This is a genomic window from Iodobacter sp. BJB302 (assembly GCF_002735645.1).
Classification (GTDB): Bacteria; Pseudomonadota; Gammaproteobacteria; order Burkholderiales; family Chitinibacteraceae; genus Iodobacter.
Genome location: NZ_PDZG01000026.1, coordinates 13,587 through 26,808 on the forward strand (window position 1 = coordinate 13,587; position 13,222 = coordinate 26,808).

The window sequence follows — 13,222 nt, forward strand, 5'->3', positions numbered from 1 at the left end:
TTAATCCCGTTTATACGCGGCCTGAAAATATTTCACCGGCAATAGCATGCGTTGTAAAATTGGGAAAATCACGAACAGAAGCATGTACTTCAGGGTCCCCCGTCACCATCCTGATCAATTGGTTAGTACCTTTTACAAAATAATAGGTTGAAGGTCCTTTGCCTGGCTTTGTAAATGTCCACGCTTCGGTTTCTCTGCCCAGCAAATTCTGACTTCCTGCGTAGCTGGCCTGATATTGCAGTAAAACATCCTGCGTTAATAAAACTTCATGGCAAGCTTCTGAATCATCCTCAAGCACAACGGCTTCATACTCCGTTACCCCCTCAGACGGCTCACGATAGTAAGCAATTTTAGACTTCTTCGTTTGCCCCTCGCTGGCAGTCACAATTTCTGACATCCAAAGGCGATGGCCTGTTTTTTCCTCAGACCATGGATTAAACAAGCCATCAATCCGGCAGCGGTTTTGCTCGTAATCAAACCAGCAGATGCCGGAAGTAATCTGGTCATCTTTCAGCATGGGCTGCCAGTAAGAAATATAGCTGCTGCTCCATTGCTCGGGTAAGCGTGGCGGCACGATTTTTTCTGAAATCATTTAAGCTTCCTTACGCGATAAGGCGGCACCCAGCGCCTGTGCCAGAGCAGCAGGCAGAGGAGGCAGCTGCTCGCGGCGCTCAGCAAAACTCTTTGCCAATTCGCCAGCGCTTAAATCCATTCTTTCTGCTGCCGTTTCAAACCAGGTACGGCTGATACCCGCGTGCCCGCTGAATAATTGCATAAGCGGAATAACCTTCTCATTAAAATCTTCTAAGGCAGAATCAAGCACATCGTGATCATATAAAGCTTTTACCAGCATTTGCGCTGCAACCACCGCCATTGTAGTGCCATGGCCAATAGAAAAATGGCCGGTTTGCAATGCATCGCCGATCAGCACTAAATGACCTTCATATGCTTTTTTATGGCTAAGCGTCACAAAATTCCGCCATTGCAAACCAGGCTGAACAAAGACCGCTTGCTGATCAAGCTCTGCGCTGAAAATATTGGCAATAAATACTTTTGCTTCTTCATCAGATAAAGATTCAATACCCGCAGCGTGATAAGTTTCTTCACTGCACTCAACCACAAAAGTACTCATTGTGCTGGAATACTTATATGCATGTGCAATAAATACGCCGTGCGCTGTTGCTTTAAAAATCAGATTCATTGAATCAAAAATTTGCGGTGTGCCATACCACATATAGCGATTCTTACCAAACTCAACATCAGGTGCTAATGCTTCATTAAAATGATTAGAGATATTATTAATGCCATTGGCAATGACGATTAAATCATAGGCCTCTGTATCAAGGCCTTCTCCATCAAATAATGGCGAAGAATAGCCGATTGGAATATGTAAATCGCTGCAAAGTGCTCTTAATGCCCCAACTAAAGCGCGTCTTTCTGCACCACACAGCGTAATACCTGTACTTGCCTTTGCATGCTCACCCTGATGCACAAGACAAAACTCATCGATATATTGCGCATCAATCTCTTCATGATTTGGCAAATAACTTAATGGGTTTGCAGGATGCTGCGGTGCCCTGCCGGGTAAAACCACCCCCCAACCTGTAATTTCATCCACTGTATTTTTTTCTACAATGGCGATATCCCAGTCTTGTTTAATTTTCTTTAACTGACTGGCAAACATGAGGCCCGCTGGCCCGGCTCCAACAACTAAAATTTTCATTAGTTTACTCTCCCTAGTTTGTACCAAACATTTTGCTTCTGCTGAATATCTCTTAGCTCGCTATAAGCCATAGAGGTAAAATAAAGCTTTTCAGCCATATCCGGAGGATAGCTGGATGGGAATTTAGTGCTCATATAACGGGTATATCTTGAGCGCATAAAGAAAATAGGGTCAGACTTACTCAGCACTTCATAATTATTAATGGCCATATCCTGCATTGCATCGGCCTCTGCTTTTCTTAACTGCGTAAACTCTGGCAGCATTTTTGCAAAATCTTCACCGTATTTTTCAAATAATCCATCCAGAATATAAGCATCTTCCAGCGCCATATTCATTCCCTGCCCCAGAAAAGGCGCAGTAGCATGGGCAGAATCTCCTAATATCAGCGCATTCTGCTTATAATGAAAAACAGAAGATTTAACATTAATTAAATCATTACTCGGTTTTTCCATAAACTGCGATAACATTTCTTTTCTGGTTTCTTCAGGCAGCATTGCATAATACTTATCAAAAAAACGCCCCATTGTTGCCGAGTCTTTTGCTTGTAAACTAATATCCCCCTGGTAAGGCAGACACACTGCAAAGCTGATACTGCCATCAGGAATAGTGGCCGCCCGCCCTGCAAACAATCCACCTGAATCCATACCAAAAAAATAGATTAAATCTTTTCTTAAATTTAACTGGCTGGCATCAGGAATAACCAGCGTTTTATAGCCGTGTTTAAAAAATGATTGCTGGTATTCAAATCTGCGGCAATTATTTTGCATGGCTTGCCGAACAGCAGAACGGGCGCCATCTGCACCAATCAGCAAATCTCCTTTGTGCTCAACAATCAAGCCGTCATTATCTTTTGTAGTGATTGTTTTATCGTCTAAATTAACTTCCAGGCAGCGCTGGCCATAGTGATAATGCACATTATTGATAGCCGCATATTTATTCAATAACTTCTGAAAATCTGCCCTGCTTAATGAAAGTGGAGATAATGAATCTACAGGGGCTAATTCTCTGGTTTTAAATTTACCCGCAATACAAAATGACATTCCTGAAATAGGGATACCACATAAATCCAGCTCTTCCTTAGGAATACCTGCATTTAAAACGGCCTGAATGCCGCGCACCGTCATACTTACACCAATGGCCCGCGAGCTGACCTGATCTATATAATCTGAATAAGCCAAAAATGGATCGCCGCGTTTTTCAAAAACATGCACATCGTGACCGCGTTTGGCTAAATAAATGGCAGCTAAACCACCCGCTAAGCCACCTCCCACAATAATGATTTTTTTCATTTGTCAGCCTTCCCGTGAAAGTTTTCCGGTTGCAAGTTCCATCATTTGCTTATCATAAAACTCAAGTAATTCAATTAGCATCACTGCTGGCTTAGTCCCTTTAATTTCTCTGGCGTATTGAGCAAGGGCCCGACATTGCTTGGCGAGAGCCTCACAAGCGGACTGAAAATCAGCAATTTGATTAAATTGAATTGCCTGCGGCACAGGTGGCCCGGCATTGCGGCCAGGAATACCTGAGGGTATTGACATAATTTGCACCGACAATGGTCTTAATATGCCGGCCATAATATCAATAGCCGCATTCATTACTCTTGATCGGCGCAAACTGCCTGAAGGTTTTTGTCCAAAGTGTTGAATCATCATATGAAAGGTAAGCTCATGGCATCCCTTATATAAAAGCATAAGTTCTCTGGCTTCCGGATTTAATACCGTATTGCAGCCCGGAGTCGGATCTAATACAGGATTTTTTAAAACCGGAATGGCCGGTTCAAATGGCATTTCACTCGCGAGCAGCGTGCGCGATATTTCTCTCAGCCGCTTAAAATGGCTTTGGGCATAATGAGCTGAATCTGCGGCAGCCCCTTCACCCTGCTCAGTAATAAAATCAATAGCAAACAACGCTGTTTCACGATTATTTACTTCTAATTGATAAGCAGGGAATTTCCGGTTTGTCAGCTCATTAAGAAACAAATGATGCTCGCCGCTTGTTTTAGCTGATTCGCTGCTAAATAAATCAGGAATATTTGTAAATGCCCGGCGAATTAAGGCGTAAAAATCGGCTATCGATTTTCCTGCAGAAGGAAAATAATGAGGCCATTCAAAGCGGACAAACCTTGCCAGCACATTTTCAGAAAATGGCTCAAAAGAAAATTCAGTATCAAGGCCAAATTCTTCAGCTGCCTTTAAGCCGAATAAAGGCGTACCGGGAAAAAATGGCTCGCCCAAAGACATCAGTAAATTATTCACAATCAAATAATGAATCATTTCTTCGTGGGCAATTTCTAAAATAGTTCCCCGCCAGCCAGAATTTTGTCTTCGGTCGGCTGTACCGCAAACCAGAGCTAATTGTTCTTCGCTCCATTTTTTACTGGCCACTAATTGCTCGCCAGCCGCATAGTTTGGTAAGGAATAGGCTGTATAAATATACTGCAGCATAATAGACAGCTCTAAATTTACGGCTTGCTTTAATACCTTAACCAATTCTTCTTTACTGCTCACTTCACCATTTTTTAAATTTTTTGTGACAGATATTTTTTTCTGATCATTTAAAGCAGACGCCTCAACATTACTTAAATACTTGAGAAACAGCATCGATTTTGCATAAGACATTTCTCTGGTACTTGGCATGTAATAGCTTTTATCACGATTCAGCGGATCACACATTTGCCACATTAATCGTGCATAGGTTTCACATTTACACTGATCAGCCATGCTGAACACTTTATCTGCCATAAACGGGTAAATAAGCTCGTAATAGCTCATCACCTGCTCATAAAGCAAAGTGTAATCCACCTGATGATCAGGAATGTCCAAAAGCGCCCAATCATCAGAAAGCACGCGGACTAATATTTTTCCTCTGTAATCACCAATGAAAACCTCGCTGACACCTGGTTTCAGACTGGTAAGGGTCAGCGCAGCCACACCGCTTTCATTGCTGCTGATGGTGAGCTGAGAAGTACTGACAATCGATTTATTTTCAATAAATACACTGATATCTTTTTTCTGTTTGGGCTGGCCACGGTAATAGCTGAATATTTTCAGCTCTTTAGAGAAATAAGTATTATTTCTTTTGTCCGGGGCTTCTAAAGAAATAATATTTTCCTCAGCCTGAATCAGCCAGTCCGATTCTTCCCATTGATTCCCCTCACCACGCAGTATTAATGAATCATCTGTGGCAGAATTTATTAGAGGGACATCAATCACTCCAGCCGTTTTCCAATAAGGCAGATAAACCGATTCGGGCACTCTGGCCAGCAGCACTCCGGATTTTGTTCTTAGCTCTAATGTACCCAATGAATATTTTGGCCCTAGGGCATGGGTGAGCTGCGGCCCGGTACATTGAGTCTCCCGGCTGGTAAATGGAATACTGCAAGGCATGCTGATACTTGCCCATTCACCCTGAATTTTAATTGCTACAGGCCCAAATCCCTGATGCTGATCAGGATATAAAACCCTGTCACTGGCAAACGTGGCCATATCCTGCTTCAGCCATAAGCCAATTGTGCCGCTTAAATCATAAAATACCGGTGTATCTGGCTGTTGTGGTGCAGACATATTAAAAACGCTGTACTGAATACTCAGCCCAAGTACATTGTCTCTTTCTAACGCCTGCTGCAAACACTCAATAAACTCTGATTTAAGCGATAGTTGCTTAAGATTAAAATGCTCTGAGTCTTTGCTTACAGAAAATTGAAACACTCTGGTTTTAGAAAACTCCGCCTCTAAAAAATGGGCCTGTTTTTGCAGAATATGATTCTCACCATAGCTGCGTACAGAGTGCACACAATCAATATCTGAAGTAAATAAACAGGGGGTATTTGCCGCAGCAGCCGCTTCTTTAATACATAACTGCCCGGCATAGATTTGCGAAGAATCATTGCGGCTTGGGTCTATATCTACCCACCTGGCCCGATTAAATGTTGTACGCAAATATTCATTGTAATGCCCCCATAGCTCCAGCTTGCAACCGAGCAATGAATCATTTTCCAGCAACTGTCCTGGCTCTGTTTGCAGCGCGGTAATCTGTGTGTTTTCCCATGAGAAATGGTTATTTCCCATGAAATTATGTCCGGCCGCCTGATTAAAAACCCCCTCATCATCCGGCAAGCCCTGTAAATTAAATCTTGGTGGCAATTGCCTTAAATATTGATGAAACACACTTGGGTGCTTTTTTAAATCAAACAGCACGCCATCCTGATACACACGATTATTTGCAATATCTAAAGTACCGGCAATATTTCTATTCCCTGTTGGCACATTCAGCCGTGCAGCACCTTTAAAGTGAATACGTGGAAAACTCAGAATGCTCATTAAATATATATACCTGTCAGAAATAAAAAAAAGGGGAGTCCGGTAGCAGCGGTGAAATTAATTTACTTCCGCCTCTTCCACTCCTGTTTTTTCTAATTGCTTTAACAGATAATCTGCCGCATTTCGGCCAGCAAGAATGCCGCCCTCCATCCAGCCACAATGAGGTGTATATGCGTCTGATGTGGCAATAATTGTGCCATTATTTTTTGATAAAACCGGAGGGTGTTCAGGTGATGTTTCTATGGCAAATTCAACGCCACTGGGCCAGTATTTAAATTTATTTTCCACTGGCCATGGCAGTTCATTAATTGGAATATTTAGTGCCATACTGATTAAATTCATAATCGTATTTATATATTCAGCCTCACCTTTTTTTGTTTCTTCATACCAAAAATCGGCACAGGCACTGTCTGCGTAAAAGAATATATATTTATCGCTTTTGAAATATAATTTTCGTAATGGATTATCTACAATGGTAACTTTGTTTTCTAAATTGTAATCCTGCCACCAGGGATGATCAAAAAAGATAAAACCTTTAAACAAGGGAATAGAACCATAGGTGAAATTACTCCAGCTGGCAGGGAAATCCAGATTAAGCGAGGCCATAGCCGTAGGCGGGAGCGCCAATACAGTGTAGCTGCTGTTATGCCAGATTTCCTGCTGATCGCGGCCAGAAAATTCAAGCAAGGTGCTGTTTGATTTTGTCTGAAGACTGACTAATTGATGTTCAAAATAAAACTCAACACCCAGTATTGCGGCTCTTTCATATAAGCTTTTTACCAGCGCGGAAAAACCATCGACCAGATTAAACCATTCATAGCCAGCATTTTCTGAAAAGCACTGAATTTCCGGATGCTTTTCAATAATATCATATGCAATTTCAGGTGAGATTTGGGGTAAATACAGTGAGTCATAACCCAGGCCATTAATAATAGCATGTGATTTCTCATCTCCCAGATGATTGCACAGGAATTGAAAAAAGGATTCATTGTAACTGCTGACAACTTTTGGCTTTAATTGTGCCAGTATTTCTTTTAAGCCTGCATGCTGCGGATGCGGGCATACAATCTTTGTAAAAGGGAAAACTTCTGTTTTCTCTGCCAATTCACTCACAATTTTTGAAACATTCGGATGTAAAACAGGCGAAAACCGCCCTGCTCCAAGATCTATACTGAAATCATTCACTTTAATTGAATGAGCCCTGCCCCCTGTTCTTTCTCCATTTTCAAAAATGCGTATCGTATAGCCTTTGCTTAGCTTTGAACCCGCTAATTTTAAAGCACAGCTTAGCCCTGATATCCCGGCACCTACTATAGAGATTACTTTGTTGTTTAACACAGTCAAATACCTCAATGTAAATCAAAAGGAATATTTATCTTTCGTATTTAATAAAATACTCAGAGCTATGCCACAAAAAAAAATGTTAAAACTCAATTACGTCATCTGTACAAAGTCCAATGATCTGGATCATTCATATTCTGGCAACAATAATTGCAATAACATCAGGCGCAGCAATACCACTCAGCCGCAAAAAATTGCGGCTTTTATTTACCCAATATGGGTTGTGGTTTATTTCATTTGACTTTGCATCTTGGTGCAAATGTGTAAAGTTCCGGGCAAAGCTTCACTTTTATTACGTTAGAATTAACTAATGTAGTGAGAATGTAGAACAACAACGCAGCGATTGTAAACACAAGAAATGGACTTGTTGTAAATACAACGAAAATTTAATAAAAGATTAACAAAAGAATTTGTAATTATGACGTAAGCATTTACATAAAAAAGAGTATAAACTGCCCAAAAAATAAGCTAATACGCCAGTTTATAAACTAAGAAACACCTTTTGCCCCATACCAAAGCTATTTACAACTCACTCCTGCTGTTTGGCTGTGCCCCATTTTCTGAACTGAAAATTTTTTTGTATGCTGCTTTTACAGCACAGGCAAAAAAGCGTGCTTATTTTGCAGCACTTGCAGCACGCATGCCTTGCCTGTTCACCTCTGCACGCCTGCCCCCATTCACAGCTAATGACTCCGCTTAGTTTGCTTACTTCAATGCAGCCTGTCCCCAAGGCTTGTTAAGTACTCCGAAGGCCCCCCTGGCTGGCCACCACTCAGACTAAAAATATGCTCTTACATGGGCAAGTTTCAAAACCGGCCGGGCCTTCAAATACTTACAAACACAGCAGCGAACACCCTTGGCACCATCAAAATATTTGTCAGGAAATGATAAATACCTCCCTGACTACTTAGGAGAAGAGGCGAGCCGATTTTTCTTTTTTTCATGACAATTACGTAACTAAAAAAAGAAAACTACACAAATGATATTAACAACGTAAAAGTGCCATTACCCACATTCACTTATACATTGCCTATTCTCAAAGATTGGTACCACTAATAACTACAACACTGTATTGCATGGTGCCATTTAAAATCCTCACAACTACACTTCTGTTAACAAAGATAAAAAATAGCATCTTAAGTCATTGTTTATAATATATTTTACAATAAATACCACTAAATAAATTTCAATCATTTTTATAAAAACAAAGCAAAATAATATTTTTTCACTCCAATAAATAAATTTCAAAAAAGCTAAGATCATGATTGCTATATGTTTTATTTTTCTAGGGAAAACCTCTATCCGGGAAAGAATACCAATTTTGTTTTTTATCAAAAAAAATGTAGTTCAAAAAGCCCAAACTACGAACTCCTACTGCTGTGAATCATGCTCAAGCCTAAAAAAACTAACTTACACCACATAGAAAACACCTTTGTTTCAGCACCTCCATTACTTACAAGATTTGGCGTAAAAACCAGTAAAAGTAGCGTTTTTCTTATTCCGTACCGAGGGCTCTAATCATGACGCAATCGTCCCATAAGCTAAGACTGACCGCGCTCACCGCGATGGTGGTCGGATCAATGATAGGCGGGGGGATTTTTTCTCTGCCACAGAACATGGCGCAAAGCGCCGGAGCGGGGGCCACACTGATTGGTTGGGCAATCACGGCGGTGGGGATGCTGATGCTGGCCTTTGTGTTTCAGACCCTTGCCAACCAAAAACCAGAATTAGATGCCGGTGTGTATGCCTATGCCAAAGCAGGTTTTGGTAATTACATGGGGTTTTCATCGGCTTGGGGCTATTGGATCAGCGCCTTTCTGGGCAATGTCAGCTACTTTGTTTTGCTGTTTGGCACGCTGGGTTATTTCTTTCCCATGTTTGGCGATGGCAATACCGTGCCCGCCATCATCGGCGCATCTGTTTTGCTGTGGTCGGTACACTTTTTAGTATTACGCGGCGTTAAAGAGGCTGCGTTTATTAATCAGGTCACGACCGTAGCCAAGATTGTGCCGCTGGTGATGTTTATCATCCTGGCCGCCGTGGCTTTCAAGCTGGATGTATTCACCGCCGATTTTTGGGGTAAGGGCAATCTTAAGCTGGGCAGCGTGATGGATCAGGTGCGCAATATGATGCTGGTCACCGTTTGGGTGTTTATTGGTATTGAAGGCGCAAGTGTTTACTCTGCCCGTGCCGAAAAACGCGCCGATGTGGGCCGCGCCACCGTGATTGGTTTTCTCAGCACCTTACTATTATTGGTGCTGGTAAATGTCTTATCACTTGGGGTGATGAGCCAGCCAGAATTAGCAGGCTTGAAGAACCCATCAATGGCCTATGTGCTGGAGCATATTGTGGGCCACTGGGGTGCGGTGTTTATCTCTATCGGGCTGGTGATTTCGCTGCTGGGTGCTTTGCTTTCATGGACATTGCTTTGCGCCGAGATTCTGTTTTCAGCTTCCCGCGATCAGACCATGCCCAGCTTTTTACATAAAGAAAACGCCAATGGCGTGCCGGCTAATGCGCTTTGGTTATCAAACAGCGCGGTGCAGGTTTTCCTCATCATTACCCTCTTTGCCGCCAGCACCTATACCAGCCTGCTGCTGCTCGCCACCTCGATGATTTTAGTGCCCTACTTCTTATCTACTGCTTATGGCGTGATGGTGGCTTATAAGGGCGACGGCTATGCAGAGCATGGTGGCAATCGCACAAAAGATTTAGGTATTGCTGTGATTGCCACCCTGTACAGCGCATGGCTGATTTACGCGGCAGGCGTGCAATTCTTACTACTCTCTGCCCTGCTCTACGCACCAGGCGCAATCCTTTATACCAAGGCGCGTAAAGAAAGCGGGCAGATTGTTTTTACCACCATCGAAAAGTTCATTTTTGCAGCCGCTGTAATTGGGGCCATTGCGGCAAGTTACGGCCTTTACACCGGATTTCTAAAGCTTTAACTGGAGCTATGTGATGAGTACCGAAAATCTAAAACTAGGCGTTCACTCTGAAGTTGGCATGTTAAGAAGGGTAATGGTTTGCTCGCCTGGGCTGGCCCATATGCGGCTAACCCCCAATAACTGCGACTCTTTATTATTTGACGATGTGCTGTGGGTAAGCCAGGCCAAGCGTGATCACTTTGATTTTGTGTCCAAGATGCGGGAACGTGGTGTAGATGTCATTGAAATGCACAATCTGCTGACTGCTACCGTGGCGATTCCTGAAGCTAAAAAGTGGATACTCGATCGTAAAATCACCGCAGATTTGGTCGGCATTGGTTTACTGGATGAAGTACGCAGCTGGCTGGATTCACTAGAACCCCGCCATCTGGCCGAATACTTGATGGGCGGCGTGGTTGCTCCTGATTTGCCGGTAGACACCCCATCCGAAGTGCTGAGCATCTTCCGTGAAAACTTTGGCAATGCCAGCTTTATCCTGCCACCGCTGCCCAACACCCAATTTACCCGCGATACCACCTGCTGGATTTACGGCGGCGTAACGCTCAACCCGATGTATTGGCCGGCACGACGACAAGAAACACTGTTAGTCACCGCTATTTATAAGTTTCACCCCGATTTTGCCGCCGCCGATGTCAAAGTCTGGTGGGGAGACCCCGATGTAGATCACGGCAGCGCCACGCTAGAAGGCGGCGATGTCATGCCAATTGGCAACGGCGTGGTCCTGATTGGTATGGGCGAGCGTACCTCGCATCAAGCCATCGGCCAGGTTGCGATGTCTTTATTTAAAGCCGGAGCCGCCGAAAGAGTGATCGTAGCCGCCCTGCCAAAATCCCGCTCTGCCATGCACTTAGATACCGTCTTCAGCTTTTGCGATCGGGATTTAGTCACCATCTTCCCTGAAGTAGTCAAACAAATTGTCGCCTTCAGCCTGCGCCCGGACGAAAGCAAACCCAACGGCATCGACCTGCGTCGTGAAAGTAAACCCTTCCTGGATGTTGTTGCCGAAGCGCTCAAATTGCCTGCCCTGCGCGTGGTGCAAACCGGCGGCAATTCATTCGAAGCCGAACGCGAGCAGTGGGATGACGGCAACAACGTCGTCGCCCTGCAACCCGGCGTGGTTTTAGCTTACGACCGCAATATCCACACCAACACCCTGCTGCGTAAAGCCGGCGTAGAAGTCATCACCATCAGCTCCGCCGAACTAGGCCGTGGCCGAGGCGGTGGCCACTGCATGACCTGCCCAATTATCCGCGACCCGGTTGATTACTGAGTAGCTGAACACTTGTAAAACCCAAATCTTGAACCACGGAGGACACAGAGAACACGGAGTTTCACGGAGAAAACCAACTTTAGAATTAAGGCGTTTGCTTTGGATTCAAAACACTTGCAATCCCACAAATCTGAATTGTTATCTCCACTCGTAGCACGGGGCTTAAAAATCCCCTTGAAACACGCCGTAGCGAGGAACAAGCGGGGCGGGGTTTCGGCCAGGGAGCGAGGAACGAGCTGATCCCGCCCGCCGCCGACTCGATTGGACCGCAGAAGGAGCCTTCGTGCTCTCGAGGTTGCGGTTTTGCTTCCTTTCTTGGCCGTTCAAGAAAGGGAGTCCCACGCGGGGGAATCCCGCACCTAAACCAACGTGCCGAAGGCACTTAAACGATCTTTTTTGCTTTGCTCATAGGAAATCAGCGGAATCCCAATACCGCCAGGTTCATTTGTACTTCTTTCGTTTACCGGAGAATCATCATGTCCTTCAATATGCATAACCGTAATCTGCTTAGCCTGATGCATCACACCCAACGTGAACTGCGCTATCTGCTGGATTTATCCCGGGATCTGAAGCGCGCTAAATACACCGGTACCGAGCAGCAACATTTAAAACGCAAAAACATCGCACTGATTTTTGAAAAAACCTCCACCCGCACCCGCTGCTCGTTTGAAGTAGCCGCCTACGACCAGGGCGCAAACGTCACTTATATCGACCCAAGCTCATCACAGATTGGTCACAAAGAAAGCATGAAAGATACCGCCCGCGTGCTGGGGCGGCTGTACGATGCCATCGAATATCGCGGCTATAGCCAGGAAATTGTTGAAGAGCTGGCCGCCTTTGCCGATGTGCCGGTATTTAATGGCCTGACCGACGAATATCACCCCACCCAAATGCTGGCTGATGTACTGACCATGCGCGAACACAGCGACAAACCGCTGCACGATATCAGCTACGCCTATCTGGGCGACGCCCGCAATAATATGGGTAATTCGCTGCTGCTGATTGGTGCAAAGCTGGGCATGGATGTACGTGTTGCCGCCCCCAAAGCACTCTGGCCACACGAAGATTTCGTCGCCCAGTGCCAGCAATTTGCAACTGAATCCGGCGCGCGCATCACACTAACCGAAGACCCGCTGGAAGCCGTAAAAGACGTCGATTTCATCCACACCGATGTCTGGGTATCGATGGGCGAGCCGGTTGAAGCATGGGCCGAGCGCATCAAACAACTGCTGCCCTACCAGGTTAACAGCGCCATGATGAAAGCCTCCGGCAACCCGCGCACTAAATTTATGCACTGCCTGCCCGCTTTTCACAATAGCGACACCAAAATGGGCAAACAAATCGCCGAACAATACCCCTTCCTCGCCAACGGCGTAGAAGTCACCGAAGAAGTGTTCGAATCCCCGGCCAACATCGCCTTCGAGCAAGCAGAAAACCGCATGCACACCATTAAAGCCATTCTGGTTTCAACCTTGGGGGATATCTGATTCTGCCTGACGCAGGCATAGCAAAACCCAAATCTTGAACCACGGAGGACACTGAGAACACGGAGGAATGCGGGTTTGAAGTACGCCTGTTTTCCTTGAATGTTGAGCGTGTTCAAACTCAGCAATCTGGCGTT

The 13,222-nt window shown here is 44.6% G+C and carries 8 protein-coding genes; 3 read left to right on the forward strand and 5 right to left on the reverse strand.

Features of this window, described 5'->3' with window-relative positions; translation table 11 throughout:
- Positions 1–10 precede the first annotated feature (10 nt).
- Genes vioE through CSQ88_RS10165 form a run of 5 tightly spaced genes read right to left on the reverse strand, consistent with a single transcriptional unit; the run spans position 11 to position 7,380 of the window.
- Entirely contained in the window at positions 11–592 is a 582-nt protein-coding gene (vioE, locus tag CSQ88_RS10145; protein WP_099397990.1) for a violacein biosynthesis enzyme VioE, read from the reverse strand.
- On the reverse strand, positions 593–1,723 hold the full coding sequence (locus CSQ88_RS10150; RefSeq protein ID WP_099397991.1) for a tryptophan hydroxylase: 1,131 nt from the start codon (positions 1,721–1,723) through the stop codon (positions 593–595).
- On the reverse strand, positions 1,723–3,012 hold the full coding sequence (locus CSQ88_RS10155; RefSeq protein WP_099397992.1) for an NAD(P)/FAD-dependent oxidoreductase: 1,290 nt from the start codon (positions 3,010–3,012) through the stop codon (positions 1,723–1,725). The genes CSQ88_RS10150 and CSQ88_RS10155 overlap by 1 nt, the downstream gene beginning before the upstream one ends.
- 3 nt (positions 3,013–3,015) lie before the next feature.
- Positions 3,016–6,042: an iminophenyl-pyruvate dimer synthase VioB gene (gene vioB / locus CSQ88_RS10160; RefSeq protein ID WP_099397993.1), complete on the reverse strand. Its 3,027-nt coding sequence runs from the start codon at positions 6,040–6,042 to the stop codon at positions 3,016–3,018.
- Positions 6,043–6,099: 57 nt separating this feature from the next.
- Entirely contained in the window at positions 6,100–7,380 is a 1,281-nt protein-coding gene (locus CSQ88_RS10165) for an FAD-dependent oxidoreductase (RefSeq protein WP_099397994.1), read from the reverse strand.
- A gap of 1,523 nt (positions 7,381–8,903) precedes the next feature.
- Here CSQ88_RS10165 and arcD point away from each other — a divergent pair.
- The 3 genes from arcD (at position 8,904) to CSQ88_RS10190 (ending at position 13,088) form a co-directional block, all read left to right on the forward strand.
- Positions 8,904–10,331 (forward strand): arginine-ornithine antiporter, encoded by a 1,428-nt coding sequence (gene arcD, locus CSQ88_RS10180; protein ID WP_099397997.1) that lies wholly within the window; start codon positions 8,904–8,906, stop codon positions 10,329–10,331.
- Between the two features lie 13 nt (positions 10,332–10,344).
- Positions 10,345–11,601, forward strand: coding sequence for an arginine deiminase (gene arcA / locus CSQ88_RS10185; protein ID WP_099397998.1), 1,257 nt, complete (start codon positions 10,345–10,347; stop codon positions 11,599–11,601).
- A 476-nt stretch (positions 11,602–12,077) separates the two neighbouring features.
- Positions 12,078–13,088: an ornithine carbamoyltransferase gene (locus tag CSQ88_RS10190; protein ID WP_099397999.1), complete on the forward strand. Its 1,011-nt coding sequence runs from the start codon at positions 12,078–12,080 to the stop codon at positions 13,086–13,088.
- The last annotated feature ends 134 nt before the right edge of the window (positions 13,089–13,222 follow it).

What these genes read in the sequence shown, in the direction of transcription:
- vioB (WP_099397993.1), bottom strand. Translation starts at nt 6,042, where the DNA reads ATGAGCATTCTGAGTTTTCCACGTATTCACTTTAAAGGTGCTGCACGG.
- arcA (WP_099397998.1), top strand. Translation starts at nt 10,345, where the DNA reads ATGAGTACCGAAAATCTAAAACTAGGCGTTCACTCTGAAGTTGGCATG.
- vioE (WP_099397990.1), bottom strand. Translation starts at nt 592, where the DNA reads ATGATTTCAGAAAAAATCGTGCCGCCACGCTTACCCGAGCAATGGAGC.
- CSQ88_RS10150 (WP_099397991.1), bottom strand. Translation starts at nt 1,723, where the DNA reads ATGAAAATTTTAGTTGTTGGAGCCGGGCCAGCGGGCCTCATGTTTGCC.
- CSQ88_RS10155 (WP_099397992.1), bottom strand. Translation starts at nt 3,012, where the DNA reads ATGAAAAAAATCATTATTGTGGGAGGTGGCTTAGCGGGTGGTTTAGCT.
- CSQ88_RS10190 (WP_099397999.1), top strand. Translation starts at nt 12,078, where the DNA reads ATGTCCTTCAATATGCATAACCGTAATCTGCTTAGCCTGATGCATCAC.
- arcD (WP_099397997.1), top strand. Translation starts at nt 8,904, where the DNA reads ATGACGCAATCGTCCCATAAGCTAAGACTGACCGCGCTCACCGCGATG.